The sequence below is a fragment of the Nocardioides sp. NPDC004968 genome, from assembly GCF_040608935.1.
Lineage (GTDB): Bacteria > Actinomycetota > Actinomycetes > Propionibacteriales > Nocardioidaceae > Nocardioides.
This window is the reverse complement of the sequence record NZ_JBEXJF010000028.1, coordinates 1-26572: the sequence shown is the minus strand read 5'-3', so window position 1 is coordinate 26572 and position 26572 is coordinate 1. Positions and strand designations below refer to the sequence as shown.

The following is a 26572-nucleotide window of genomic DNA, read 5'->3' as shown; positions in this document are numbered from 1 at the left end:
ACCGTTGCTGCTCGGGCGGATTCGGCACAGCCGCGGACAGTAGCCCATACCCGCCCTCCTATTCTCGAGAGTGCGTCATAGGGCGGCCCGGGCGCCGTCCCACCCTGCGTAAGCCTCGCTCTGGCCCCACACGGAGTGCTCTGACGTGGAACCGATTCGAGGGTCGTTGACATCAATGAAAGACTCACCGACATGGCGATGACGGGACAGGTGAAGGCCGAGCTGGCCTCCACTCAGATCACCAAGACATGCTGCCGGAAGGCAGAGGTTGCCTCGACGTTGAGGTTCGCTGGGGGGATCCACATCGTGGCAGGCAGGATCGTGGTCGAGGCTGAGCTCGACACCGGTCTGGCCGCCAGGAGATTGAAGCGAGACATCGCCGACGTCTTCGGTCACGAGGCAGAGGTGGCTCTCATCCAGGCGAGCGGGCTTCGTAAGGGCAGCCGCTACATCGTGCGCGTGGTCAAGGACGGTGAGGCGCTGGCGCGTCAGACCGGCCTTCTCGACCAGCGTGGCCGGCCGGTGCGGGGTCTTCCGCCTGCCGTCGTCTCGGGCGGAGCCTGCGACGCGGTGGCTGCCTGGCGCGGTGCCTTCCTGGCCCACGGCTCGCTCACCGAGCCGGGCCGCTCCTCCTCGATGGAGGTGACCTGCCCGGGCTCGGAGTCGGCTCTCGCCCTCGTCGGCGTCGCCCGTCGTATCGGCATCTCGGCGAAGCCGAGGGAGGTACGCGGAGTCGACCGTGTCGTCATCCGCGACGGTGACGCGATCGGCCAGCTGCTGACCCGCCTGGGGGCCCACGAGTCGCTGATGGCCTGGGAGGAGCGCCGGATGCGCCGCGAGGTCCGCGCCACCGCCAACCGGCTGGCCAACTTCGACGACGCCAACCTGCGCCGTTCGGCCCGTGCGGCCGTCGCCGCCGGTGCTCGCGTCGAGCGCGCCCTGGAGATCCTCGGCGAGGACATCCCCGACCATCTGCGTCAGGCCGGCAAGCTCCGCCTGGAGCACAAGCAGGCCTCGCTCGAGGAGCTCGGTCAGCTCCACGACCCTGTGCTGACCAAGGACGCGATCGCCGGCCGCATCCGCCGCCTGCTGGCGATGGCCGACAAGCGGGCCGAGGAGCTCGGCATCCCCGACACCGAGGCGTCGCTGACCGCGGAGATGCTCGCCGAGGACGCCTGAGAGCAACATCCACGACCTGAAACCGGCCCGAGCCCCTCGACTGATCGAGGGGCTCGGGCCGTTTGCTACTCGTCCGTCTTTTGGAACGATCCAACCCAGTCTCCCGCTGTTCAGAGGCGCTGGGTAGTGTCGGCGTCAGCGGGTGATCCCGCGCACAATCTTTTCGACGCGAACCAGGAGTCCACGTGACAGTTCGAGTAGGCATCAACGGATTCGGCCGGATCGGCCGCAACTTCTTCCGCGCGGTGCGCGCCTCCGACCTCGACATCGAGATCGTCGGGGTGAACGACCTCAGCGACAACGCGACCCTCGCGACGCTGCTGAAGTTCGACTCGATCCTCGGCCCGCTCGGCGCCGACGTGTCCGCCACCGAGGACGCGATCGTCGTCGACGGCAAGGAGATCAAGGCGTACGCAGAGCGCGACCCGGCAAACATCCCCTGGAAGGACCTCGATGTCGACGTCGTGATCGAGTCGACCGGCTTCTTCACCGACGCGACCAAGGCACGCGCCCACATCGACTCCGGCGGGGCGAAGAAGGTGATCATCTCCGCGCCGGCGAAGAACGAGGACGCCACCATCGTGATGGGCGTCAACGAGTCGATCTACGACCCCGAGGCCCACACGGTGATCTCCAACGCCTCGTGCACGACCAACTGCCTGGCGCCGCTGGCGAAGGCGCTGAACGACGGCGTCGGCATCAACCAGGGCCTGATGACGACCATCCACGCCTACACCGCCGACCAGAACCTTCAGGACAACATCCACAAGGACATGCGCCGCGCCCGTGCGGCCGCGCTCAACGTCGTGCCCACCTCGACCGGCGCCGCCAAGGCGATCGGTCTGGTGCTGCCCGAGCTGAAGGGCAAGCTCGACGGCTACGCCCTGCGGGTGCCGGTGCCGACCGGCTCGATCGTCGACCTCTCCTTCGAAGCCTCGCGCGAGACCTCGGTCCAGGAGATCAACTCGATCATGGAGAAGGCCGCCGACGGGAAGTACCTCGTCTACTCGACCGACCCGATCGTCTCCTCCGACATCGTCACCAACCCGGCGTCCTCGATCTTCGACGCCCCGCTGACCAAGGTGATCGGCAACCAGGTCAAGGTCGCGGCGTGGTACGACAACGAGTGGGGCTACTCCAACCGGCTCGGTGACCTGGTGGCGTACGTTGGCGCGAGCCTGTGACCCAGCGACCTGCCTCACAGGTTAGGGTCTAGCCCGTTATGTCTCTGAATCTCACGCAGCTCATCGAGCAGGGTGTCGCGGGCAAGCGAGTACTCGTGCGCTCCGACCTCAACGTCCCGTTGGAAGGCACCACGATCACCGACGACGGTCGCATCCGTGCCTCGGTGCCCACGATCAAGGCGCTGGCCGACGCTGGCGCCAAGGTCGTAGTGGTCGCCCACCTCGGTCGGCCGAAGGGAGAGCCGGACCCGGCCTACTCGCTGGCCCCCGTGGCGACCCGCCTCGGTGAGCTGCTCGGTGCCGAGGTCGCCTTCGCGACCGACACCGTCGGCGACTCCGCCAGCTCGGTCGTCGGCGGACTCGCCGACGGCCAGGTCGCGCTGCTGGAGAACGTACGCTTCAACGCCGGTGAGACGAGCAAGGACGACATCGAGCGGGCCACCTTCGCCGCCGAGCTCGCCGCCCTGGCCGACGCCTTCGTCTCCGACGGCTTCGGCGTGGTCCACCGCAAGCAGGCCTCCGTCTACGACGTCGCCAAGCTGCTCCCGAGCGCGCAGGGCGGCCTGGTGGCCACCGAGATCGAGGTGCTCAAGCGGCTCACCGAGACCCCCGAGCGGCCCTACGTGGTCGTCCTCGGCGGCTCGAAGGTCTCCGACAAGCTCGGCGTGATCGACAACCTGCTCGGCAAGGCGGACAAGCTGCTCATCGGGGGCGGCATGGTCTTCACCTTCCTCAAGGCCCAGGGCTACGAGGTCGGCCAGTCGCTGCTCGAGGAGGACCAGATCCTCACCGTGCTCGGCTACCTCGAGCGTGCCGAGGAGATCGGCGTCGAGATCCTGCTACCGACCGACATCGTGGTCGCCGACTCCTTCGGCGACGAGGCCTCGGCCCGCGTGGTCGCGGCCAACGCGATCCCGCCCGACTCGCTCGGGCTCGACATCGGTCCGGAGTCGGGCCAGACGTACGCCGCCGCGCTCGAGGGCGCCAAGACGGTCTTCTGGAACGGCCCGATGGGCGTCTTCGAGCAGGCTGCCTTCGCCGAGGGCACCCGTGCGGTCGCCCAGGCTCTCACCACGATCGACGGCCTCTCGGTCGTCGGCGGTGGCGACTCCGCCGCGGCGATCCGCCAGCTCGGGTTCGCCGATGACCAGTTCGGTCACATCTCGACCGGCGGGGGTGCCTCGCTCGAATACCTGGAGGGCAAGACCCTTCCGGGCGTCGCCGTGCTGGACGAGGCGACCGTGGTCGGGGGACTGGGCTGATGGCCGCCAAGAAGCCGGCCACGGGGCGCACCCCGCTCATCGCCGGCAACTGGAAGATGAACCTCAACCACCAAGAAGCGGTGGTCCTGGTCCAGAAGCTCGCCTGGACGCTCTCCGACAAGCGCCACGACTTCGCTGCCGTGGAGGTGGCGGTCTTCCCGCCGTTCACCGACATCCGTTCGGTGCAGACGCTGGTCGACGGCGACAAGATGCGCATCACCTACGGCGCCCAGAACGTCTCCACCCAGGAGTCCGGCGCCTACACCGGCGAGGTCTCGGCCGCGATGCTGGCCAAGCTCGGCTGCTCCTATGTGATCGTGGGTCACTCCGAGCGTCGTGAGCACTATGGCGAGACTGACGAGATCGTCGCGCTCAAGGCCAAGGTCGCGCTCAAGCACAACATGATCCCGATCGTCTGCGTCGGCGAGGGCCTCGAGGTCCGCCAAGCCGGCAACCACCTCGACCACTGCACCGCCCAGGTCGAGGGCTCGCTGGCCGGGCTCACCGACGCCGAGGTCGGCCAGGTCGTGATCGCCTACGAGCCGGTCTGGGCAATCGGCACGGGGGAGACCGCCACCGCGCAGGACGCTCAGGAGGTCTGCGCCGGCATCCGGGACCAGCTCGAGAAGAGCTACGGCGCGGAGATCGCCGATGGCGTACGCATCCTCTACGGCGGCTCGGTGAAGCCCAACAACGTGGCTGCGCTGATGCAGGAGGCAGACGTCGACGGGGCGCTGGTCGGCGGGGCGAGCCTCTCGGTCGAGGACTTCGCGGCCATCTCGCGCTACTACGACCTGCCAGTCCTCTAAGCCGGTCCTCTAGGCCAGTGCTGTAGGTTTCGGGCTCTCCAGATAGGATTTCAGACGTGGAACTTCTCTTCACCATCATCCTGGTCATCGCGAGTGCGCTGATGATCCTGCTCGTGCTGCTTCACAAGGGCCGCGGTGGCGGACTCTCCGACATGTTCGGCGGCGGTGTCTCGAGCTCGCTGGGTGGATCCTCAGTCGTCGAGCGCAACCTCGACCGGCTCACCATCGGCATCGGTGTCATCTGGTTCGCCTGTGTGATCGCGCTCGGCCTGCTGATGGCCTACTGAAACATTCCCCTTCAGCGCACGCGCGATAGCGTCTAAACTCATCGACGCTGGACGGAGATTTTGCCGTCCGATTCCCCCAAAGTGGCCTCTCGGGGCTGCGAACTTTAAGTTGAGAGAGGACACCGCAGCACCATGGCAGGTGGAGGGAACGCGATTCGGGGCTCCCGAGTCGGTGCTGGGCCGATGGGTGAGGCGGAGCGCGGCGAAGCTGCGCCACGGAAGGCCGTCACCTACTTCTGCACCAACGCACATCGCTCGGTCATCACCTTCGCCGTCGAGGCGACGCCCCCGGATTCCTGGGACTGCCCGAAGTGTGGGCTCCCAGCTGGTCTGGACGAGGAGAACGCGCCCCCGGCGCCGAAGATCGAGCCTTACAAGACCCACCTCGCCTACGTGAAGGAGCGCCGCTCTGACGCCGAGGCCGAGGACATCCTGGAGGAGGCAATCGCCCTTCTCCGCTCTCGCCGTAAATCCGGCGAGATCATCTTCTGAAACACCCGCCGAGTCGGCGCATCTGCTCCAAGCAGAGGCGCCGACTCGGCGCATTCTGACCACAACCCGCGCCGAGTCGGCCCGTCATGGCGAGCCGACTCGGCGGGGAGTCAGCAGGTTGCGCCGAAGATGGACTCGGCGTACTCCGGGTGGTCGATGAAGGGGTTCCGGTTGCGCTGGTAGGTCGAGTAGATGGCGTTGTTGCGGGTGCGTTCGGCTGCGGTGACGGGGTCGGCGTTGTGCCAGCCGAGCAGTACGCAGACCTTGCCGAGGTAGTTGGTCGAGCCGTTGACGGAGTTGTTGACCTCGAGGTCGGCGAAGCTGTCATCGCCGTTGTAGCGCACGGCCATGTAGAGGATGCCGCGGGCGAGGTCGCCCTTGACGCTGTCGCGCGGCTCGAAGGAGTCGGCGTCGGTCCAGCAGTCGCCGCACTCCGAGACTGCGGACCCGCCCAGGTCGAAGTCCTTGTTGCCGCGGGTGGAGTTGACGGTGACGTCCTCGGGCCGCAGGTGGTGCACGTCGGTGCCGGGGCCGTTGCCGGTGCCGAAGTCGCCGTGGCTCTGCGGCCAGGTGTGCTCGCGGTTCCAGTTGTTGGCGTCGCCGCCGTTGTTGGTCTTCGGTGTGGAGAGCCCGGAGTAGAACTCGATCACGTTCGCGGAGTTGTTCGGGTCCTGATCGAGGACCTTCAGCGCCTCCCAGACCGCGCTGTAGGACAGCGTGGTGTGGCCGTCGATGATGTTGTGCAGCGCCGACTTCAGCGACGATCCGGACAGGCCGGCGGCCGAGTCGTAGTAACCCGCCGGAATGGTCGGGTCCGCGGTCGGGGTGGCTGTCGGAGTCGGGGTCGGGGTCGGCGTGGAGCCGGCGAACGCGAAGGCGGTGGCGTTCTTGTGGCCGGGATGGGAGAAGTACGCCGTCAGGGTGCCGGTCACGTCGATCTGACGCCCCTTGAGGCCGGGGTTGGACCGGAGGCCCCAAGCGCTGCGGAACGCGTCGGGGATCTGCACGTAGAGCATCTTGGACGTGCTGGTCTCCGAGGCCGAGTCAGCGATCGCGAGAGCGTAGTCGTTGGGGTAGTTGCTGGTCACGACCGTGCTGGTCGCTGTGGGCTGGCCGACGACGTAGCCGCGTACGGTGGCCGTCGAGCCGTTCTGAGTGGCGATCGCCGTGGTGACGTTGATCGTGGCCGCCTGGGCCGGGGCGGTCGTGATCACGACCGCCATGAAGCTCGCCAGGGCGAGGGCAACGAGGCTGGCCAGGGTCAGGCCGAGCCGCCGAGAGGCGCTGAAGGACATGCTCGGATGGTGGCAGGTCCGCAGGGGTGCGCGGCACCCGATGCGGGAAAGATTTACCCGGCGTTAGCATGCTGGGTAACTGAATTCCCGAGACGTTCGCGCCGACTCGGCGTCGGTCAGAGCTTCGAGGCGGCGGCCCGATCCAGGAACCAGGTGGTCTCGGTGGTGCCGGTCACGCCGGTGGCGGGGATCTCGGTGATCGGAGCGCCGGCATGTGCCTTGGCCACGGCTTCGGCCTTGCCCTCGCCGCTGACCAGGAACCAGACGGTCGTGGACCGGCGCAGCGCCTCGAAGGTGAAGGTGATGCGCTCGGGCGGGGGCTTGGGGGATCCGGTGACGCCGACGGCGATCGCGTCCTTCGCCTCGAGCTGTGGGAAGCCGGGGAAGAGGGAGGCGATGTGGCCGTCGGGGCCGACGCCGAGCATCAGGATGTCGAAGCCGCCGGAGCCGTGGCTGCGTACGTCCTCGGAGAACTGTGCCGCGGCCTCGTCGACGCTCAGGCCGGAGTCGGTGGCCGGCATCTCGTGGATGCGGTGGTCCGGGACGCCGACCTCGGTCAGGAAGGCGGCGCGGGCCTGGCCGGCGTTGCGGTCGGGGGAGTCGGCGGCGACATAGCGCTCGTCGCCGAAGAAGAACTCGACCGCACCCCAGTCGACACCCGACTCGGGCGAGAGGCGGGCGATCTCGCGATGGATCGCCTCGGCGATCGTGCCACCGGTCAGGCCGATGGTGGGGACGTCGCCGGCCGCCTGCAGGTCGGCAAGGCGGCTGAGGAACTCTCCGGCGACCGCCGAGGCCAGGGCCTCGGCGGTGTCGTGGACCTCGATGAGTGACTCGGGATGACCGTCGCTGGTCACGTGCGCTTCTCTCTGTAGTAGGCGATGAGGGATTGGGTGGAGGTGTCCTGCTGCTTGGCGGTGTCCGCGTCACCGGAGACCGCCGGGCTGATCTGGACGGCGAGCTGCTTGCCGAGCTCGACGCCCCATTGGTCGAAGGAGTCGATGCCCCACACCACGCCCTGGGTGAAGGTGATGTGCTCGTAGAGGGCGATCAGCTGGCCCAGTACGCCGGGGGTCAGCGACGGCGCCATGATCGAGGTGGTCGGCCGGTTGCCGGAGAAGACCCGGGCGTTGACGATGTCCTCCGCGGTGCCCTCGGCGCGCACCTGCTCGGCGGTCTTGCCGAAGGCGAGCGCCTGGGTCTGGGCGAAGAAGTTGGCCAGGAACAGCTCGTGCACGTCGATGCTCTGCCCATCGCTGGCGTCCACGAGCGGATAGGCGGGGTTGGCGAACGCGATGAAGTCGGCCGGGATCACCCGGGTGCCCTGGTGGATCAGCTGGTAGAACGCGTGCTGTCCGTTGGTGCCGGGCTCGCCCCAGAACACCTCGCCGGTGTCGGTGGTGACCGCGGTGCCGTCCCAGCGCACCGACTTGCCGTTGGACTCCATCGTCAGCTGCTGGAGGTACGCAGGGAACCGGTGCAGCAGCTGGGAGTAGGGCAGCACGGCGTGGGTCTGAGCGTCGAGGAAGTTGACGTACCAGACGTTCAGGAGACCCATCAGCGCCGGCACGTTCTGCGCGAGCGGCGTCTTCGCGAAGTGCTCGTCGATCGCCTGGAACCCGCCGAGGAACTCGGCGAACCCCTCCGGCCCGATGGCGATCGCCAGGGAGGTGCCGATCGCGGAGTCGACGGAGTAGCGGCCGCCGACCCAGTCCCAGAAGCCGAAGGCGTTCTCCGGGTCGATCCCGAAGTCGGCGACCTTGTCCAGAGCGGTGGATACCGCGACGAAGTGCTTCTTCACGGCATCGGCGGAGTCGACCTCGCTGTGCCCGTTCTCGGCAAGCGCGTCGAGCAGCCAGGTGCGCGCGAGGCGGGCGTTGGTCAGCGTCTCCAGCGTCGAGAAGGTCTTCGAGGAGACGACGAACAGCGTGGTGGCGGGGTCGAGCCCCTTCAGCTTCTGGCCGGCGTCGGTGGGATCGATGTTGGAGATGAACCGGCACTCGATCTCCGGGTGACGGAACGGCTCGAGCGCTTCGTACGCCATCACCGGGCCCAGGTCGGAGCCGCCGATGCCGATGTTGACGACGGTGCGGATCCGTTCGTCGGTGACGCCCCTCCACTCACCGGAGCGGACTCGGTCGGCGAAGGCGTACATCTTCGCCAGGGTCTCGTGGACGGCGGGCACGACGTCGGTGCCGTCGACCTCGAGGGAGGCGTCGGCGGGAAGCCGCAGGGCGGTGTGGAGTACCGCGCGGTCCTCGGTGACGTTGATGTGCTCGCCGGCGAGCATCGCGTCCCGCCGCGCCTCCAGGCCGACCTGCTCGGCGAGAGCGAGCAGGCTGGCCAGGAGGTCGTCGGTGATGAGGTCCTTGGAGAGGTCGACGTGGAGGTCGGCCGCCTCGAAGGTGAAGCGTGAGGCCCGGCCGGGATCATCGGCGAACCACGAGCGCAGGTCGGGCTCGAAGCCGGCCCGCAGCTCGGTGAGTGCCTTCCAAGCGTCCGTCGTCGTTGCGTCGACCGGGCCTTGGCTCACTTCTTGACCGCCTCGATCTGGGCGACGACGGTGTCGACGAGCTCGGTCCAGGAGACCTTGAACTTGTCGACGCCCTCGGTCTCGAGCACCAGGAAGACGTCATCGAGGTCGACCCCGACCGAGCGGAGCGACTCGAAGACCGTTGCGGCCTCGGCGCCCTTGCCGGTGACGACGTCGCCCTTGACCTCACCGTGGTCGGCGAAGGCCTCCATCGTCTTCTCCGGCATGGTGTTGACCGTGTCGGCCACGACCAGGTCGGTGACGTAGAGGGTGTCGGGGTAGGCCGGGTTCTTGACCCCGGTCGAGGCCCACAGCGGCCGCTGGGCGTTGGCGCCGGCACCGGCCAGGGCGGTCCAGCGCTCGCCGGCGTGGACCTCCTCGAAGGCGGCGTAGGCGGCGATCGCGTTGGCCACCGCGGCCTTGCCGAGCAGCGCGCTGGCCTCGGGGGTGCCGATCGCCTCGAGCCGCTTGTCGATCTCGGAGTCGACGCGGGAGACGAAGAACGACGCCACGCTGCGGATCGTGGACAGGTCCTTGCCGGCCGCCTTGGCCTGCTCCAGACCGGTCAGGTAGGCGTCCATCACGGCCCGGTAGCGCTCGACCGAGAAGATCAGGGTCACGTTGACCGAGATGCCCTCGGCGATCGCGGCGGTGATCGCCGGGAGCCCCTCGAGGGTCGCCGGGATCTTGATCAGCGCGTTGGGGCGGTCGACCGCGGCCCACAGCGCCTTCGCGGAGGCGATGGTCGCCTCGGTGTCGTTGGCCAGGGTAGGCTCGACCTCGATCGAGACCCGGCCGTCGTCCTTGGTGGACTCGGCGACCGGCGCGAGGATGTCGCAGGCGTTGCGTACGTCCTCGGTGGTGAGGCCGAAGATGACCTCGTCGACGGACTTGCCGTCGGCCACCAGCGAGCGCAGCTGCTCGTCGTAGCGCTCGCCGTTGGCGATCGCGGCGGCGAAGATGGTCGGGTTGGTGGTCACCCCGACGACGGACTTCTCCTTGACGAGATCGGCGAGGTTGCCGGTCTCGATCCGCTCGCGGGAGAGGTCATCGAGCCAGATGGATACGCCGGCCTCGGCCAGCGCCTTGAGACGGTCAGACATATTTCATGCTCCCTTGTTGATGGCGGCGAGGCTCTCCTTGGCGGCCGTGACGACCGCCTCGGGGGTGAAGCCGTACTCCTTGAACAGCAGCGCACCGGACGCCGAGGCGCCGAAGTGCTCGAGCGAGACGATCCGGCCGGCGTCGCCGACGTACTCCCGCCAGCCCTGCTTCACGCCGGCCTCGACGCTGACGCGCGCCTTGACGTTGGGCGGGATCACCGAGTCCCGGTAGTCCTGCTCCTGGGCCTCGAACCACTCCAGGCAGGGCAGCGAGACGACGCGGGCGCCGATGCCCTCCTTCGCCAGCTCCTCGCGGGCGGCGACTGCGTACTGCACCTCGGAGCCGGTGCCGAGCAGCACGACGTCGACGGTGCCGGTGGGGGAGTCGAGGAGTACGTAGCCGCCCTTCGCCACGCCGCTGGTGTCGGCGTAGCCGTCGACCCCGCGCGGGAAGGTCGGCAGCGCCTGACGGGTCAGGATGAGCGCCGAGGGGCGGTCGTGGTGCTTGAGCACCTCGAGCCACGCGGCGGCGGTCTCGTTGGCGTCGGCAGGACGGACCACGTCGAGGCCCGGGATGGCCCGGACCGCGGCGAGGTGCTCGACCGGCTGGTGGGTCGGGCCGTCCTCGCCCAGACCGACGGAGTCGTGGGTCCAGACGTGGATCACCGGCAGCTTGGACAGTGCCCCGACGCGTACGGCGCCTCGCATGTAGTCGGAGAACTGGAAGAACGTGCCGCCGAAGGCCTTCGTGGGCGAGTGGGCCACGATGCCGTTGAGGATCGCGCCCATGGCGTGCTCGCGGATGCCGAAGTGGAGCACGCGGCCGGCGTAGGGGTCGCCCTTCCACTCATCTGTGGAGCGGTCCTCCGGGACGAAGCTGGGCGCACCGGCGATCGTGGTGTTGTTGGAGCCGGCGAGGTCGGCCGAACCGCCCCACAGCTCGGGCAGCACCGGCGCCAGCGCGTTGATCACCTTGCCGGAGGCGGCACGCGTGGCGATGCCCTTGGCGTCGGCCTCGAAGAACGGCAGCGCGTCGGCGATGTCGGCGGGGAGTTCCCCGGCCTGCAGCCGCTCGAGCAGCTTGGCGCCCTCCGGGTTGGCCTTGGCCCAGGCGGCCTCCTCGGCGCGCCAGGCCGCCTCGGCCTTCTCGCCGCGCTCGATGAGCTGGCGGGTGTGGGCGAGCACCTCGGGGTCGACGTCGAAGGACTTCGCCGGGTCGAAGCCCAGGATCTCCTTCGTCGCGGCGACCTCCTCGGCGCCGAGCGCCGAACCGTGGGCGGCCTCGGTGTTCTGCGCGTTGGGTGCGGGCCAGGCGATGACGGTGCGCAGCACGATCAGCGACGGCTGGTCGGTGACCTCGCCGGCGGCGTTGATCGCGTCGAACAGCGCCGGGACGTCCTCGGAGTAGCCGGTGCCGTCGTGGGTCCAGTCGACCTCCTGGACGTGCCAGCCGTAGGCCCGGTAGCGAGCCGCGACGTCCTCGGTGAACGCGACGTTGGTGTCACCCTCGATCGAGATCCGGTTGGCGTCGTAGATCATCGTGAGGTTGCCGAGCTTCTGGGTGCCGGCGATCGAGCTCGCCTCGCTGCTGACGCCCTCCTGCAGGTCGCCGTCGCCAGCCAGGACGTACGTCTTGTGGTCGAACGGGCTCGGCTGGTCGACCGGGGTGTCCGGGTCGAGCAGGCCGCGCAACCGGCGCTGGGCCATCGCGATGCCGACGGCGTTGGCGACACCCTGGCCGAGCGGGCCGGTGGTCACCTCCACGCCGCGGGTGTGGCCGCGCTCGGGGTGACCCGGGGTCAGTGAGCCCCAGGTGCGCAGGCTCTCCAGGTCGCCGAGCTCGAGACCGAAGCCGCCGAGGTAGAGCTGGATGTAGAGGGTGACGCTCGAGTGGCCGACGGAGAGCACGAACCGGTCGCGACCGAGCCAGTCGGTGTCGGCCGGGTTGTGCTTCATCACCTTCTGGAAGAGCAGATAGGCAGCCGGGGCCAGGCTCATCGCGGTGCCAGGGTGGCCGTTGCCGACCTTCTGCACGGAGTCCATGGCGAGTACGCGGACGGTGTCCACGGCCTTGCTGTCCAGATCGGTCCACTCGAGTACAGGTTTGGTGCTCACGAGGTGCCTTTTCAAATCGTAGAGTCCACTTGGGAAGTTCTTGGGCTGGCCGTGGGGGCTGCCGAATCCGAGCCTACTCACGCCCCGGGTTAGACTGCGAGCCGCATGCTGTGAACTGCCTGTATGAGCCGCATGTGAAGCCTCAACCCGATCGAGAAGGATCTTCTCAGTGACGCACGTCGAACAGCCGGTCCCCGACCTCGACCAGCGTAGCGACCGCGCGTCAATGCGCGATGTCATCTCGGCGTACGTCTCTTTGACGAAGCCCCGCGTGATCGAGCTGCTGCTGCTCACGACCGTGCCGGTGATGTTCTTCGCCGCCCAGGGTGTGCCGGGCGTCGGTCTGGTCGCGGCCACGGTCGTCGGCGGGATCTTCTCGGCCGGCTCGGCCTCGGTCTTCAACTGCGTCTACGACCGCGACATCGACGAGCAGATGAGGCGTACGCGGCGCCGGGCGCTGCCGCGGCACGTGGTCACCCCGCGCGCGGCCCTGATCTTCGGGTCGGTGCTCGCCGTGCTGTCGGTGCTGGTGCTCGGGTTCTTCGTGAACTGGCTCTCCGCGGGCCTGTCGCTGGCTGCCAACGCCTTCTACGTCTTCGTCTACACGATGCTGCTCAAGCGGCGCACCACGCAGAACATCGTCTGGGGCGGCATCGCAGGCTGCTTCCCGACCCTGATCGGCTGGACTGCGGTCACCAACTCGGTGAACTGGGAGCCGCTGATCCTGTTCATGGTCGTCTTCTTCTGGACCCCGCCGCACACCTGGGCCCTGGCGCTGCGCTACCGCGAGGACTACGCGCAGGTCGACGTGCCGATGCTGCCGGTGGTCAAGTCCGCCCGTCACGTGGGCGCTCAGATCGTGGCGTACTCCTGGGTCATGGTCGCCACCTCGCTGCTGATGTGGCCCCTCGCCTCCACCGGCTGGCTCTACCCGGTCGCAGCCATCGGCCTCGGCGCCGTCTTCCTCGTCCAGGCCCACCAGCTGCACGCTCGTGCCAAGGGCACCGAGGATCTCACCAAGATCCGCCCGATGCAGCTCTTCCACTCGAGCAACCTCTACCTGAGCCTGCTCTTCGTCGCCCTCGCGGTCGACCCGCTCATCGGCTGACCCCCTCCCCGCCGAGGCGTCAGCTACGTCGGCCCAAGCGTCAGTGGCGTCGGTCGAGTCGGCAGAACACTGCCCGTTCGGCCGACGCGCCTGACGCCTCGGCCTGTAGGAGTGACTTCTCGGCCGACCGGGGTGACGCCTCGGCGAGGGTGAGTCAGGCGGTGTGGGCGCGGGTGGAGACGAGGACGCGGGCGAGGCCGGCGGAGATCAGGGCGGCGCCGAGCATGTGGAAGCCGACGAGAAGGACGGGGAGGTCGGTGAGGTACTGGACCCAGCCGATCAGGCCCTGAGCGAGCTCGATGACCAGCAGGACGATCGTGACCCGGCGGACGTACACGTTCTTGCGGCCGAGCCACAGCGTGACCAGGGTCGCGGCGATGAGCGCGTAGACGGCGTAGGCGTGGATGTGGGACATCAGGGCCGGATCGAGGCCGGTGCGGCGGGACTCGAGGTCGCCGGAGTGGGGGCCGGAGCCGGTCACGACCGTGCCGAGCCAGAGCGAGAGCCAGCCGACGACGAAGGTGACCACGGCTGCGACGCGTACGTTGCGCGGCGCGGCTTCGCGCCCGGGGGAGCGGATCTCGTCGAGCAGCCAGACGCACAGACCGACCATCGCCATCGAGGCGAGCAGGTGGAGCGCGACGACGTAGGGGTTGAGCTGGCTGAGGACGGTGAATCCGCCGAGGATTGCCTGGAGCGGGACGCCGAAGGCGATGATGATCGCCAGGTTGCGGATGACACCTCGACGGTTCCAGGCAGCGACGACGACCGTGATGGCGATCGCGGCCACGACGTAGGTCAGCAGCCGGTTGCCGAACTCGATGACGCCGTTGATCCCGAGCGCCTCGTGAGCCACGTAGGACTCCTCGGTGCACTTGGGCCAGGTCGGGCAGCCGAGTCCGGAGCCCGTCAACCGGACCACTCCGCCGGTGACCACGATCCCGATATTGGCGATCAGGTTGGCCACCGCCAGCCCGAACAGGTGCGCGTGGAGCCAGCCGAGAACCTTGTCCTTGGCCGAGGGAGTCGGGCCGGTTGCGGGTTCGGTGGACGTCATTCCCACTTGAAGGTCCTAGCTGTGAGGGTGGAGCCGAGAACGGCCCAGATCAGGAGTACGCCGAGGTCTCGCCAGGCCGGGACGCCGTCGAGGAAGGCGGTGCGTACGGCCTCTCCGAGCGCGCCCGAGGGGAGCCAACGGGCGACGTCGCCGTAGGCGCCGTACGCCGTCAGCGGCAGCACCACGGCACCGCCGGCCAGGAGAAGCAGGTAGATGAGGTTGGCCGCGGCCAGGGTCGCCTCGGCGCGCAGCACGCCGGCGACGAAGAGCCCGAGGGAGGCGAAGGCCAGCGTGCCCATCGCGATCGCGAGGAAGAAGGCGAGCACGGTGCCGAACCCTGCGGCGGGGGTCCAGCCGAGGATCTGGCCGACGGCGCCGATGACGAAGAGCTGTACGAGCTGTACGCAGCCGAGCGCGAGCACCTTGCCGGCGAGCAGGCCGATCCGGGGGAGCGGTGAGGCACCCAGGCGCTTGATCACGCCGTAGCGCCGCTCGAACCCGGTCGCGATCGCGAGGCTCGTGAATGAGGTCGACATGATCGCCAGGGCGAGGACGCCCGGGGTGAGGAGGTCGACCAGGGCCCGGTCGGTGCCGAGGTCGAGGTCGATCGCGTTGCCGGCGGTGACGCCGCCGACCAGCACCATCACCGGGATCACGACGGCGAGGAGGAGTTGCTCGCCGTTGCGGAGCATCAGCTTGGCCTCCATCAGCGCCTGGGCGACCACCTGCCGGGTGATCGGGGCGCCGCCGGGCTTCGGGGTGAAGGTCCCCGTGGCCACCTCAGACATGCTCGACCCCCTCGCTGAGATGGACCCCTCCGGTGAGATCGAGGAAGACGTCCTCGAGGCTCCTGCGACCCAGGGTCAGCGACTCCGGGAGGACGTCGTTCTCCTCGCACCAGCGGCTCACCTTGGAGAGCGTGGTCGGGTCGGCCTTCCCGGTGACCCGCATCGAGCGCTCGTCGAGCAGGGTGACCTCGGTGTCCTCGCCGAGCGCCTTGCGCAGCGACTCGCGGGCACCGGGCGGGAACGGCTTGGTCACCACCAGTCTCACGGTGGCGGTCGCGCCACCTCTGGTGAGCTCGAGCGGAGTGCCCGAGGCGATCATCCGGCCGCGGTCGATGATGTGCACCTGGTCGGCCAGCTCCTCGGCCTCCTCCAGGTAGTGGGTGGTCAGCACGACGGTGACGCCGTCGGCGCGCAGCTCGCGCAGCAGCTCCCAGGTCGTACGCCGCCCCTGCGGGTCCATGCCTGCCGTCGGTTCGTCCACGAACACCAGCTCCGGACGGCCCACCAGCGCCATCGCCAGCCCGAGCCGCTGCTGCTGCCCGCCGGAGAGTCGTCGGTAGGGGGTGCGGCCGCACTCGCCCAGGCCGAGCCGCTCGGCCAGGTAGTCGACGTCGAGCGGGTGCGCGTGCAGCCGGGCGATGTGCTTGAGCATCTCCATGGCGCGTACGCCGCTCCAGGCGCCCTGCCCCTGCAGCATCACCCCGATCCGGGGGAGCAGCTGCTTGCGGTCGGCGATGGGGTCGAGCCCGAGGACGCGCACCGTCCCCTGCTGGGGCTTCCGGTAGCCCTCGCAGGTCTCCAGGGTCGTCGTCTTGCCGGCACCGTTGGGCCCGAGAACGGCCGTGATCGAGCCCTCCGCGACGCTCAGCGTGAGTCCGTCGACGGCCGTCTTGTCGCCATAGGTCATGCGCAGGTCGCGTACCTCGACAGCAGGCCTGGCGACGGAAGAGTCCACGGCGGCAGTCTAAGAAGGCGTACGCCACCGACCCAATCGCCTAGGTGCGATCCTGTGGATTCTTAGGTGCCTGTAAGGACGTTGGCCGCCCAACTCCCACCGAAGGACGGCCAACGCGGGGATGAGACGGGATGCCCCTAGGCCTATGACGCGGTGTCTCAGACACAATTTCTGCTCAGAAGATCAACAGGCAAGGCGGTCAGGAATCGAGAAGCCTCGCAGGCCCCGGGATTCCTAAGGTCAAGACATGTTCACACTTGAGACCATCACCATCGACGCAACCGACGCCACGGACGCCCGGGCGTTCTACGAGAAGGCCTTCGGGCTCACCGACCAGATCTCTGTACGCCAGGGCCCGGGCACCGGCACCGGCCGCCCGTTCACGATCTCCCTGGTCGTCAGCCAGCCCTCGACGGTCGACAGCCTCGTTGACTCCGCGCTCACAGCCGGCGCCACCTCGCTCAAGCCGGTCGAGAAGTCGTTCTGGGGCTACGGCGGCATCGTCCAGGCCCCCGACGGCTCGATCTGGAAGATCGCCACCTCGGCGAAGAAGGACAACGGCCCCGCCACCCGCGAGATCGACGACATCGTCCTGCTCCTCGGCGTCGCCGACGTCAAGGCGACCAAGCGGTTCTACGCCGAGCGCGGGCTCGGCGTGAAGCGGAGCTTCGGAGGCAAGTACGCCGAGTTCGAGGCCGCTCCCGGTGCCGTCCAGCTCGCGATCTACCCCCGGCGCGCCCTGGAGAAGGAGACCGGTGTCGCGCTCGACCCGGCCGCTGCGTACGGAATCGTGCTGGGTGGCGGCAGCGAGGCCTTCACCGACCCCGACGGGTTCACCTGGCAGGCTGGGGACCATGGCACGCACGATCGCGACGAACACGACCGTTGATCTCGAGGGGCTCCTGGAGTTCGTACGTCCCCGCCACCAGATGATCCTGGTGACCAGCCGAGCCGACGGGTCACCGCAGCTCTCGCCGGTCACCGGGGGCGTCGACGACGACGGGCGGATCGTGATCGCGACCTACCCCGAACGAGCCAAGACCCGCAACGCCCGCATCCGTCCGCAGGTGAGCGTGATGGTCCTCTCCGAGGAGTGGAACGGCGCCTGGGTGCAGGTCGACGGCGAGGCCGAGGTGCTCGACGCGACCGCGGGGGAGGAGGCCCTGGACGCCTTCGTCACCTACTTCCGCAACATCTCCGGCGAGCACTCCGACTGGGACGAGTACCGCCAGGCCATGGTCGACCAGGGCAAGTCCCTCCTCCGGATCACCCCGAAGCGCTGGGGCCCGGTCGCCACCGGCGGTTTCCCCGCCCGCCTCACGTAAACCAGTGGCACCAGACGTACGCCGCTGACTACCGTTTCCACCACAGCAACACACGACGAGGAGATGAGCATGCGCAGGTCGGTCGAGATCCGCACCGCCGCCGGGAACCCCGGTCAGGCGAGCGAAGCCTGCCTGCCGTCCGACCTCCGCTCGGACCGCATCTGCCAGGAGCCGCCGACGCGCTGAGCCACAGCGCATCCCGTTGAAGGGCCGCTCCCACCGAGAAAAACCCCGGCCGGAGCGGCCCTTCCGCATGCCCGGCCACGACGCGAGGAAAGAAGATGACGAACGAGTTCCCTATCGCCCTGCCCGGCGTCACGGCAGAGACCCTGATGTGGGCGCGCCCGCATGAGATCGAGCACGCCGCCCAGGACCAGCTGCGCAACATCTCCAAGCTGCCCTGGGTGCACGGCGTACGTGTCATGCCGGACGTGCATCTCGGCAAGGGCGCCACGGTCGGCTCCGTGGTCGCGATGAAGGACGCGGTCTCGCCGAGTGCGGTCGGCGTCGACATCGGCTGCGGGATGATGGCGGTCAAGACCTCGGTCAGGACCAGCGACCTGCCCGACGACCTCGGCCCGTTGCGCTCGGCCATCGAGGAGGCGGTCCCGGTCGGGTTCCAGGCGAACGACGGCCAGGCCGGCGTCGTCCGCAAGGACCTGAAGCTGAGGGTCGCCTTCGACAAGCTCTTCGGCGGCTTCGAGGAGCTGCGGGCGCCGAAGCTCGACGACCGGCACAAGCGGGCGGTCGCGCAGTGCGGCTCGCTCGGCGGCGGCAATCACTTCATCGAGGTGACGTCGGACGACGACGGCGTGATCTGGCTGATGCTGCACTCCGGAAGCCGCAACATCGGCAAGGAGATCGCCGAGCGGCACATCTACGCGGCCAAGGGGCTCGAGCACAACCTCGGTCTGCCGGACCGCGACCTGGCGGTCTTCCTGGCCGGCACCGCGGAGATGGACGCCTACCTGCACGACCTCTACTGGGCGCAGGACTACGCCAAGCTCAACCGGCAGATCATGATGGCCACGGTGAAGAGCGTCTTCGCGCGCTTCTTCCCCGAGGTCGTGTGGGGCCAGGAGGTCAACGCCCACCACAACTACGTCGCTCGGGAGACGTACGACGGCGTCGACCTGGTGGTCACCCGCAAGGGTGCGATCTCGGCCAAGTCCGACGAGTTCGGGCTGATCCCCGGGTCGATGGGCACCGGTTCGTACGTCGTGCGCGGGCTCGGCAACGAGGCGTCCTACTGCTCCGCCTCCCACGGCGCGGGGCGGAAGATGTCGCGTACGAAGGCGAAGAGGATGTTCAGCGTCGCTGACCTCGCCGCTCAGACCGAGGGCGTCGAGTGCCGCAAGGACGCCGGCGTCGTCGACGAGATCCCCGGCGCGTACAAGTCGCTGGAGAGCGTCATCGAGGCCCAGACCGATCTGGTCTCGGTCGAGGCCCGCCTCCGCACGCTCCTCTGCGTGAAGGGCTGAGGTTGTGAAGCTGAGGGTGGCCTATAGGTCACTCTCAGCTTCACAACCCTCGGGCGGGGGCGGGTCGGCGGCGCTGCCAGATCCCGAGGCGGTGGCTCCACGGCAGCCGCGGGTTCAGTTGGCGCGGCTCGGAGAGGTGGACCAGGTCGAAGTCGGGGCCGAGCGCGCGGGTCATGTCCTCGGGGACGTACGTCCATGGCGGGCCCGGCTCCTCGCTCGGCCGGTCGATCGGGAAGATCCCCGACGCGACCCGCCCGCCGGGGCGTACGACCGCGCGGGCCAGGTCACCGACGCGGCCGCGCCAGGCGGGCGGCAGCGCGCAGAAGAAGGTGTGGTCCCACATCAGGTCGACCGGTCCGCCGGTCGCGGCCAGGACGGCGTCGACGTCGAATGCGTCGCCGACGACGTAGGTGAGGTCCGGGTAATGCTTCGCTGCGTGGGCGGCCGCCGTGGGCGAGACGTCGACAACCGTCGTACGCCATCCGGCAGCCGCCAACCCCGCCGCGTCGTGTCCCCGGCCGGCACCTGGCGCGAAGGCGGTGCCGGGCTCCCCGAACAGCGCCGCGTCCTCCTCGATGTACGCCAGGGGAGCGCCGAGGTCCCAGCCGGTCGTGCCGCGGACGTACGCGGTTTCCCAGTCCGTGGGGTCATTGACGGTCATGGGCCACAGTCTCTCGGACCGGCGCAGGGGTGGAAAGCAGGGCGGTTCCGTGCGCCGTCGTCGACAGGTACGCTTTCGAACATGAGATCGACTGGCGGCGCGTCCCCGCGCGACGTACCGCTGCCGTTCGACATCGCTCCCGACGCGTTGCCCGCGCCCGTCAAGCGATCATCGGCGCCTGCGCCGGAAGAGGGGACGCAGGTCTACCGTCTCGTCGGCGCCCACCTCACCTCTCGCGGCCTCCCGCCGGGCTCCGACCTGATGATCAACCCCCGCCGACCCAAGCGCGGCGAGGTGGCGGTCGTACGCTTCGGCGGCCGCACCAGGGTCGGTGTCTTCGACCTCGAACGCGGTCGCGCGGTCCTGCGTTCAGACCGCGGCGCCCGCTGGCTGCCGCCCGACGCCGTCTACATCGGCGTCGCCGCCCTCGCCTCCCCGACCCTTGACGGGATGCCGACAGGCTGACCAGTGATTCGCTGCTGAGCGGGATGCGATGGTGACGTACGACACGTTGCCGCTGCCCAATGAGCAAGTAAGGGTTGCCTTCGTTGAATCGCCTGGGGGAATAACGTCACAATGGTGTTGTGAAATTCGACGAGAGCACTCTGCAGCCCGCAGAGACCAGCGAGGAGAGCACCCGCCAGCGGGTCGCTCGGTCGCTGCTTGTCGACGGTCCGCAGACCGCTGCGACGCTGGCCAAGCGGCTCGATCTCACCCCGGCCGCGGTCAGGCGCCACCTGGACGCCCTGGCTGAGGAGGAGGCGGTGGAGCAGCGCGAGCCGCGCACCGCGTCCACGCGTGGGCGAGGCCGCCCGGCCAAGGTCTTCGCGCTCACCGACCAGGGTAGGGACGGCTTCGAGAAGAAGTACGACGACCTGGCGGTCGAGGCGCTGCGGTTCCTCTCCGAGGTGGCCGGCGAAGAGGCCGTGCGGGAATTCGCGGAGCGCCGCGCGGCGTTCATCAAGCAGGGACTGGACCGGATCGCCGCCAGCGAGACGGACCTCAGCCCCGCGCAGGTGCTCGCGAACGTGTTCACGGCCAACGGCTATGCGGCCTCCGTCAGGGAGCTGCCGCTGATCAACGGCCATGACGCAGGTGAGCAGCTGTGCCAGCAGCACTGCCCGGTCGCCCACGTCGCCCAGGAGTTCCCCGAGCTCTGCGAGGCGGAGACAGAGGCGATCGCGAAGCTGCTCGGCACCCACGTACAACGCTTGGCCACCATCGCCCACGGCGACGGAGTCTGCACGACGCACATCCCTCCTGGATCCTCCGGTCCCGGCGAAGTTTCGAAGAAGAAGGAGCAGGTCACGACATGACCTCCATCGAGGAGCTCAACCCCGAGCTGAAGGGCATCGGCAAGTACGAGTTCGGCTGGTCCGACTCGGACGTCGCCGGTGCCGCGGCACAGCGCGGTCTCAACGACGCCATCGTCCGCGACATCTCCGGCAAGAAGTCTGAGCCGCAGTGGATGCTCGACCTGCGCCTGAAGGGCCTCAAGCTCTTCGGCCGCAAGCCGATGCCCACCTGGGGCTCCGACCTCTCGGACATCGACTTCGACAACATCAAGTACTTCGTGCGCTCGTCGGAGAAGCAGGCCACCTCGTGGGAGGACCTGCCCGAGGACATCAAGAACACCTACGACCGGCTCGGCATCCCGGAGGCGGAGAAGCAGCGCCTGGTCGCCGGTGTCGCCGCGCAGTACGAGTCGGAGGTCGTCTACCACTCGATCCGCGAGGACCTCGAGGCCCAGGGCGTGCTCTTCCTCGACACCGACACCGCGCTCAAGGAGCACCCGGAGATCTTCCAGGAGTACTTCGGCACGGTGATCCCGGTCGGGGACAACAAGTTCGCCGCACTGAACACCGCGGTGTGGTCGGGTGGCTCCTTCATCTACGTGCCCAAGGGTGTCCACGTCGACATCCCGCTGCAGGCCTACTTCCGGATCAACACCGAGAACATGGGCCAGTTCGAGCGCACCCTGATCATCGCCGACGAGGGCTCCTACGTTCACTACGTCGAGGGCTGCACCGCGCCGATCTACCAGTCCGACTCGCTGCACTCCGCGGTCGTCGAGATCATCGTGAAGAAGAACGCCCGCGTTCGCTACACGACCATCCAGAACTGGTCGAACAACGTCTACAACCTGGTCACCAAGCGCGCCGTCTGCGAAGAGGGCGCGACCATGGAGTGGGTCGACGGCAACATCGGCTCCAAGGTGACCATGAAGTACCCGGCGGTCTACCTGATGGGTGAGCACGCCAAGGGCGAGACGCTCTCCATCGCCTTCGCGGGCGAGGGCCAGCACCAGGACGCGGGCGCCAAGATGGTGCACGCCGCCCCGAACACCTCCTCGTCCATCCTGTCGAAGAGCGTTGCGCGTGGCGGTGGCCGCACGTCCTACCGTGGCCTGATCCAGATCAACGAGGGCGCGCACGGCTCGAAGTCCAACGTGCTCTGCGACGCGCTCCTGGTCGACCAGATCTCCCGCTCGGACACCTACCCCTACGTCGACATCCGCGAGGACGACGTCTCGATGGGTCACGAGGCCTCGGTCTCGAAGGTCTCCGACGACCAGCTGTTCTACCTGATGTCTCGCGGCATGGCCGAGGACGAGGCGATGGCGATGATCGTGCGCGGCTTCGTCGAGCCGATCGCCAAGGAGCTCCCGATGGAGTACGCCCTCGAGCTCAACCGCCTGATCGAACTGCAGATGGAAGGAGCGGTCGGCTGATGACCGCAGCTGTTCAGGAGGCCCTGGAGCTCGACAAGGTCGAGTCCCACCTCCACCCGGAAGGCTCTTTCGACGTCGAGGCGCACGAGGTGCCGAAGGGTCGCGAGGAGATCTGGCGGTTCACCCCGCTCAAGCGCCTCAAGGGCATCCACAACGACGCCCCGTTCGCGGACGGTGCGACCAAGGTGGAGGTCGAGGCGGCCGCGGGTGTGACCGTCGAGACCGTGGCGGCCGACGATGCCGTACGCGGCAGCTCGGGTCTGGTTCCGACCGACCGCGTCTCGGCGCGGGCCTGGGCGGCCAGCACCGGTGCGACCGTCGTGCGGATCCCGACCGACACCGTCGTCGAGGGCGCGACCGTGATCCGCCACCACGGCACCGGCTCGGAGATCGCCGGCGCCGGTCACGCGGTGATCGTGGCGGAGAAGTTCGCCAAGGCGACCGTCGTGCTGGTCTTCGAGGGCTCTGCCGTCGTGGCCGACAACATCGAGATCGTCGTCGAGGACGGCGCCGACCTCACCGTCGTCTCCGTCCAGGACTGGGCCGACGACGCCGTCCACCTCTCCACCCAGCACGCCAAGGTCGGCCGCGACGCCAACCTCAAGCACGTCTCGGTGAGCTTCGGCGGCGACGTGGTGCGCCACGACTTCTCGGCGGAGTACTCCGGCCCCGGCGGCTCCGTGGAGTCGCTCGGCCTCTACTTCGCCGACGCCGGTCAGCACATCGAGCACCGTCTCTTCGTCGACCACACCGCCCCGAAGACCAAGTCCCACGTGGTCTACAAGGGCGCGCTGCAGGGCGAGAAGGCCCACGCGGTCTGGATCGGCAACGTGCTGATCCGCAAGGAGGCCGAGGGCATCGAGACGTACGAGGAGAACCGCAACCTCATCCTCACCGACGGTGCCTGGGCCGACTCCGTGCCCAACCTGGAGATCGAGACCGGCGAGATCGAGGGCGCGGGTCACGCGTCGGCGATCGGCCGTTTCGACGACGAGCAGCTCTTCTACCTGCAGAGCCGCGGCATCTCCGAGACCGAGGCCAAGCGCCTGGTCGTGCACGGCTTCTTCAACGACCTGATCCGTCAGATCGGTGTCCCCGAGCTCGAGGAGAAGCTGACCAGCACGGTCGAGGCCGAGCTCGCCAAGAACATCAACACTCTGATCACGAAGGACAACGCATGAGCACGCTTGAGATCAAGGACCTCACGGTCTCGGTGGAGACCGAGGACGGCCCGAAGGAGATCCTCAAGGGCGTCACGCTGACCATCAACTCCGGCGAGACCCACGCGATCATGGGCCCCAACGGCTCGGGCAAGTCGACGCTTGCCTACTCGATCGCCGGCCACCCGAAGTACACCATCACCGGCGGCACCGTCACCCTCGACGGTGAGGACGTCCTGGAGATGTCGGTCGACGAGCGCGCCAAGGCCGGACTGTTCCTGGCGATGCAGTACCCCGTCGAGGTTCCCGGCGTGAGCGTGGCCAACTTCCTCCGCACCGCGAAGACGGCGCTGGACGGCGAGGCCCCCAAGCTGCGTACGTGGGTCAAGGACGTCAACGGTGCGATGAACAAGATGCACCTGGACCCGACCTTCTCGCAGCGCTCGGTCAACGAGGGCTTCTCCGGTGGCGAGAAGAAGCGCCACGAGATCGCTCAGCTCGACATCCTCGACCCGGCCTTCGCGCTGCTCGACGAGATCGACTCCGGCCTCGACATCGACGCGCTCAAGGTCGTCTCCGAGGGGATCAACGACTTCCGCGCCCGCGATGGCAAGTCGGTCCTGCTGATCACCCACTACACCCGCATCCTGCGCTACATCAAGCCTGACCACGTGCACGTCTTCGTGGCCGGCCGGATCGCGGAGTCGGGTGGCCCGGACCTGGCCGAGGAGCTGGAGGCCAACGGCTACGAGAAGTACGTCGCGGCAGGGGTCTGACATGAAGGGTCTGCTGCCCGACCTGGATCTGGTCCGCAAGGACTTCCCGATCCTGGAGCGCACCTTCGACGGCGGCGAGACCCCGCTGGTCTACCTCGACAGCGCCAACACCTCGCAGAAGCCGCAGATCGTGATCGACACCATGGTCGACCACCTGGAGCGGCACAACGCCAACATCGCCCGGGCGATGCACCACCTGGGTGCCGAGGCGACCGAGGCGTTCGAGGGAGCGCGCGACACCGTCGCGCGCTTCCTCGGCGCGCCCGAACGCGACGAGGTGATCTTCACCAAGAACGCCTCCGAGGCGCTCAACCTGGTCGCCAACACCGTGCCCCTGGCCGCGGGCGACGTGGTCGTGACCACCGAGATGGAGCACCACTCCAACATCGTTCCGTGGCAGCTCGCCACGCAGCGCGCGGGTGCGACGTTGAAGTGGTTTGGGCTCACCGACTCCGGTGACCTCGACCTGTCGAACATCGACGAGCTGATCACGCCGGCGACCAAGATCGTCGCGCTGACCTGGGTCTCCAACATGCTCGGCACGATCAACCCGATCGCCGAGATCGCCCGCAAGGCTCACGAGGTCGGTGCGCTGGTCGTCGTCGACGCCGCGCAGGCCGCCCCGGTGCTGCCGATCGACCTGGCCGGCATGGCCGAGGAGGAGCGTCCCGACTTCCTCGCCTTCACCGGCCACAAGGTCGTCGGCCCGACCGGCATCGGCGTCCTGTGGGGCCGGCGTGCCGCGCTCGAGGCGCTGCCGCCGTTCCTCGGCGGTGGCGAGATGATCGCCACGGTGACGATGGAGAAGTCGACCTACGCGCCGATCCCGCACAAGTTCGAGGCCGGAACTCCGCCGATCGCCGAGGCCGTGGGTCTCGGTGCGGCGCTGGAATACCTCATGCACGTCGGCATGGAGAACGTCCACGCCCACGAGCAGGCGATCACGGCCTACGCGCTCGAGCGCCTCGCGACCGTCCCGGGCGTGACCGTGCTCGGCCCGGCCGACGCCGCCAAGCGCGGCGGAGCGATCTCCTTCGAGCTCGACGGCGTGCACCCGCACGACGTGGCCCAGGTCCTCGACTCCAAGGGCGTCGCCATCCGTGCCGGGCACCACTGCGCCAAGCCCGCCCACCAGCGGTTCGGCGTACAGGCCTCCAACCGGATGTCGTCCTACCTCTACACCACGCCCGCCGAGATCGACGCGCTGGTCGAGGGGTTGGAATACGTACGTAGCTTCTTCAAGTTGGATGAGTGATGACTGCCGCGAACCTCGAGAGCATGTACCAGGAGATCATCCTGGACCATTACAAGAACCCGCACGGGAAGGGTCTTCGCGACCCCTTCGAGGCGGAGGTTCACCACGTCAACCCGACCTGCGGTGACGAGATCACCTTGCGGCTCCACGTCGACGGCGGCAAGATCGAGGACATCTCCTACGACGCCCTCGGCTGCTCCATCTCGCAGGCCTCGGCCTCCGTTCTCAACGACCTGGTCGTGGGCAAGACGGTGGATGAGGCGATGGTGATCCACGAGGAGTTCCTGCGGCTGATGCAGGGCAAGGGCCAGGTGGAGCCCGACGAGGACATTCTGGAGGACGGCATCGCCTTCGCCGGCGTCGCCAAGTTCCCCGCCCGGATCAAGTGCGCGCTGCTGTCGTGGATGGCCTGGAAAGACGCCGCCGCGAAGACTGTCGCCGAGGAGAACTGATGACTGAGACCGACCACGCTGAGCACAATCACGCGGGACACGACCACACGGGTCACGACCACTCCGGTCATGACCACTCGGGCCACGGCCATGGCCACGGTCACGAGGCGCCTGAGTGGCAGGGGATGCGTACGTCCACGGTCGAGGGCGCGAGCCTGAAGATCGAGGACGTCGAGGAGGCGATGAAGGACGTCGTCGACCCCGAGCTCGGCATCAACGTCGTCGACCTGGGCCTGATCTACGGCCTGCACATCGAGGACCACTCCAACGTGGTCATCGACATGACGTTGACCTCGGCGGCCTGCCCGCTGACCGACGTCATCCAGGACCAGACCTCGCAGGCCTTGGAGGGCATGGTCAACGACGTACACATCAACTGGGTCTGGATGCCGCCGTGGGGCCCGGACAAGATCACCCCCGACGGCCGCGAGATGCTGCGCGCTCTCGGGTTCAACGTCTGAGGGTTCGCGGAACCCTGAGGCGCCGCCGATAACTGTATGAGACAGGTCATCTGCCAGCCGACGGCCCTGAGCTGCTCCTGTGGCAACTCGAAATGGACCACTC

The 26572-nt window shown here is 68.3% G+C and carries 27 protein-coding genes; 18 read left to right on the top strand and 9 right to left on the bottom strand.

The window, feature by feature from the left end:
• Nucleotides 1-192 precede the first annotated feature (192 nt).
• From whiA to ABZU72_RS21275, 6 genes are all read left to right on the top strand, one after another.
• Nucleotides 193-1179 carry a DNA-binding protein WhiA gene (gene whiA, locus ABZU72_RS21300; RefSeq protein ID WP_045547796.1) on the top strand — a complete coding sequence of 329 codons (987 nt, stop codon included), beginning with the start codon at nucleotides 193-195 and terminating at the stop codon, nucleotides 1177-1179.
• Between the two features lie 185 nt (nucleotides 1180-1364).
• Nucleotides 1365-2363, top strand: coding sequence for a type I glyceraldehyde-3-phosphate dehydrogenase (gene gap, locus ABZU72_RS21295; RefSeq protein WP_355020804.1), 999 nt, complete (start codon nucleotides 1365-1367; stop codon nucleotides 2361-2363).
• A 38-nt stretch (nucleotides 2364-2401) separates the two neighbouring features.
• Nucleotides 2402-3625 (top strand): phosphoglycerate kinase, encoded by a 1224-nt coding sequence (locus ABZU72_RS21290; protein ID WP_355020803.1) that lies wholly within the window; start codon nucleotides 2402-2404, stop codon nucleotides 3623-3625.
• Nucleotides 3625-4434: a triose-phosphate isomerase gene (gene tpiA, locus ABZU72_RS21285; protein ID WP_355020802.1), complete on the top strand. Its 810-nt coding sequence runs from the start codon at nucleotides 3625-3627 to the stop codon at nucleotides 4432-4434. The genes ABZU72_RS21290 and tpiA overlap by 1 nt, the downstream gene beginning before the upstream one ends.
• Nucleotides 4435-4490: 56 nt before the next feature.
• Nucleotides 4491-4721, top strand: a complete 231-nt coding sequence (secG, locus tag ABZU72_RS21280) for a preprotein translocase subunit SecG (protein WP_008357155.1) — start codon at nucleotides 4491-4493, stop codon at nucleotides 4719-4721.
• Nucleotides 4722-4853: 132 nt separating this feature from the next.
• Nucleotides 4854-5213: an RNA polymerase-binding protein RbpA gene (locus ABZU72_RS21275; protein WP_160022595.1), complete on the top strand. Its 360-nt coding sequence runs from the start codon at nucleotides 4854-4856 to the stop codon at nucleotides 5211-5213.
• A 110-nt stretch (nucleotides 5214-5323) separates the two neighbouring features.
• On the opposite strand, the gene ABZU72_RS21270 is transcribed toward ABZU72_RS21275, so the two are convergent.
• The 5 genes from ABZU72_RS21270 to tkt form a co-directional block, all read right to left on the bottom strand.
• Nucleotides 5324-6508 (bottom strand): endonuclease, encoded by a 1185-nt coding sequence (locus ABZU72_RS21270; protein ID WP_355020801.1) that lies wholly within the window; start codon nucleotides 6506-6508, stop codon nucleotides 5324-5326.
• A 116-nt stretch (nucleotides 6509-6624) separates the two neighbouring features.
• Nucleotides 6625-7365, bottom strand: coding sequence for a 6-phosphogluconolactonase (pgl, locus tag ABZU72_RS21265; RefSeq protein WP_355020800.1), 741 nt, complete (start codon nucleotides 7363-7365; stop codon nucleotides 6625-6627).
• A complete protein-coding gene (gene pgi / locus ABZU72_RS21260; RefSeq protein WP_355020799.1) occupies nucleotides 7362-9041 on the bottom strand; it encodes a glucose-6-phosphate isomerase in 1680 nt (559 codons plus the stop codon). The genes pgl and pgi overlap by 4 nt, the downstream gene beginning before the upstream one ends.
• Complete coding sequence (tal, locus tag ABZU72_RS21255) at nucleotides 9038-10144, bottom strand: transaldolase (RefSeq protein WP_355020798.1); 1107 nt, start codon at nucleotides 10142-10144, stop codon at nucleotides 9038-9040. The genes pgi and tal overlap by 4 nt, the downstream gene beginning before the upstream one ends.
• Before the next feature lie 3 nt (nucleotides 10145-10147).
• On the bottom strand, nucleotides 10148-12259 hold the full coding sequence (gene tkt / locus ABZU72_RS21250) for a transketolase (RefSeq protein WP_355020797.1): 2112 nt from the start codon (nucleotides 12257-12259) through the stop codon (nucleotides 10148-10150).
• Between the two features lie 169 nt (nucleotides 12260-12428).
• Here tkt and ABZU72_RS21245 point away from each other — a divergent pair, with 169 nt between their 5' ends.
• Entirely contained in the window at nucleotides 12429-13367 is a 939-nt protein-coding gene (locus tag ABZU72_RS21245; protein ID WP_355020796.1) for a heme o synthase, read from the top strand.
• Nucleotides 13368-13521: 154 nt separating this feature from the next.
• Here the strand turns inward: ABZU72_RS21245 and ABZU72_RS21240 are convergent, their stop codons facing one another.
• Genes ABZU72_RS21240 through ABZU72_RS21230 form a run of 3 tightly spaced genes read right to left on the bottom strand, consistent with a single transcriptional unit; the run spans nucleotide 13522 to nucleotide 16119 of the window.
• Nucleotides 13522-14424 (bottom strand): COX15/CtaA family protein, encoded by a 903-nt coding sequence (locus ABZU72_RS21240; protein WP_355020795.1) that lies wholly within the window; start codon nucleotides 14422-14424, stop codon nucleotides 13522-13524.
• Nucleotides 14421-15212, bottom strand: coding sequence for an ABC transporter permease (locus ABZU72_RS21235; RefSeq protein WP_355020794.1), 792 nt, complete (start codon nucleotides 15210-15212; stop codon nucleotides 14421-14423). Before ABZU72_RS21235 ends, ABZU72_RS21240 begins: the two co-directional genes overlap by 4 nt.
• Nucleotides 15205-16119, bottom strand: coding sequence for an ABC transporter ATP-binding protein (locus ABZU72_RS21230; protein WP_355020842.1), 915 nt, complete (start codon nucleotides 16117-16119; stop codon nucleotides 15205-15207). Before ABZU72_RS21230 ends, ABZU72_RS21235 begins: the two co-directional genes overlap by 8 nt.
• Nucleotides 16120-16414: 295 nt before the next feature.
• Between ABZU72_RS21230 and ABZU72_RS21225 the strand changes: the two genes are divergently transcribed.
• From ABZU72_RS21225 to ABZU72_RS21215, 3 genes are all read left to right on the top strand, one after another.
• Nucleotides 16415-17056, top strand: a complete 642-nt coding sequence (locus ABZU72_RS21225) for a glyoxalase (RefSeq protein WP_355020793.1) — start codon at nucleotides 16415-16417, stop codon at nucleotides 17054-17056.
• Nucleotides 17022-17492: a PPOX class F420-dependent oxidoreductase gene (locus ABZU72_RS21220; protein WP_355020792.1), complete on the top strand. Its 471-nt coding sequence runs from the start codon at nucleotides 17022-17024 to the stop codon at nucleotides 17490-17492. Before ABZU72_RS21225 ends, ABZU72_RS21220 begins: the two co-directional genes overlap by 35 nt.
• Before the next feature lie 332 nt (nucleotides 17493-17824).
• Complete coding sequence (locus ABZU72_RS21215) at nucleotides 17825-18973, top strand: RtcB family protein (RefSeq protein ID WP_355020841.1); 1149 nt, start codon at nucleotides 17825-17827, stop codon at nucleotides 18971-18973.
• A 40-nt stretch (nucleotides 18974-19013) separates the two neighbouring features.
• Here ABZU72_RS21215 and ABZU72_RS21210 read toward each other — a convergent pair whose 3' ends face one another.
• Nucleotides 19014-19634 carry a methyltransferase domain-containing protein gene (locus ABZU72_RS21210; RefSeq protein ID WP_355020791.1) on the bottom strand — a complete coding sequence of 207 codons (621 nt, stop codon included), beginning with the start codon at nucleotides 19632-19634 and terminating at the stop codon, nucleotides 19014-19016.
• A gap of 81 nt (nucleotides 19635-19715) precedes the next feature.
• Here ABZU72_RS21210 and ABZU72_RS21205 point away from each other — a divergent pair, with 81 nt between their 5' ends.
• From ABZU72_RS21205 to ABZU72_RS21170, 8 genes are all read left to right on the top strand, one after another.
• Nucleotides 19716-20099: a hypothetical protein gene (locus ABZU72_RS21205; protein WP_355020790.1), complete on the top strand. Its 384-nt coding sequence runs from the start codon at nucleotides 19716-19718 to the stop codon at nucleotides 20097-20099.
• Between the two features lie 119 nt (nucleotides 20100-20218).
• Nucleotides 20219-20950, top strand: a complete 732-nt coding sequence (locus ABZU72_RS21200) for a metalloregulator ArsR/SmtB family transcription factor (RefSeq protein WP_355020789.1) — start codon at nucleotides 20219-20221, stop codon at nucleotides 20948-20950.
• Nucleotides 20947-22365, top strand: coding sequence for a Fe-S cluster assembly protein SufB (sufB, locus tag ABZU72_RS21195; protein ID WP_091041037.1), 1419 nt, complete (start codon nucleotides 20947-20949; stop codon nucleotides 22363-22365). The genes ABZU72_RS21200 and sufB overlap by 4 nt, the downstream gene beginning before the upstream one ends.
• On the top strand, nucleotides 22365-23546 hold the full coding sequence (sufD, locus tag ABZU72_RS21190) for a Fe-S cluster assembly protein SufD (RefSeq protein WP_355020788.1): 1182 nt from the start codon (nucleotides 22365-22367) through the stop codon (nucleotides 23544-23546). Before sufB ends, sufD begins: the two co-directional genes overlap by 1 nt.
• Nucleotides 23543-24301, top strand: coding sequence for a Fe-S cluster assembly ATPase SufC (sufC, locus tag ABZU72_RS21185; protein ID WP_355020787.1), 759 nt, complete (start codon nucleotides 23543-23545; stop codon nucleotides 24299-24301). Before sufD ends, sufC begins: the two co-directional genes overlap by 4 nt.
• Nucleotide 24302: 1 nt before the next feature.
• Nucleotides 24303-25556 carry a cysteine desulfurase gene (locus ABZU72_RS21180; protein ID WP_355020786.1) on the top strand — a complete coding sequence of 418 codons (1254 nt, stop codon included), beginning with the start codon at nucleotides 24303-24305 and terminating at the stop codon, nucleotides 25554-25556.
• On the top strand, nucleotides 25556-26008 hold the full coding sequence (sufU, locus tag ABZU72_RS21175; RefSeq protein ID WP_160022635.1) for a Fe-S cluster assembly sulfur transfer protein SufU: 453 nt from the start codon (nucleotides 25556-25558) through the stop codon (nucleotides 26006-26008). The genes ABZU72_RS21180 and sufU overlap by 1 nt, the downstream gene beginning before the upstream one ends.
• A gap of 125 nt (nucleotides 26009-26133) precedes the next feature.
• Nucleotides 26134-26469, top strand: a complete 336-nt coding sequence (locus ABZU72_RS21170; protein ID WP_160028798.1) for a metal-sulfur cluster assembly factor — start codon at nucleotides 26134-26136, stop codon at nucleotides 26467-26469.
• Nucleotides 26470-26572: the final 103 nt, after the last annotated feature.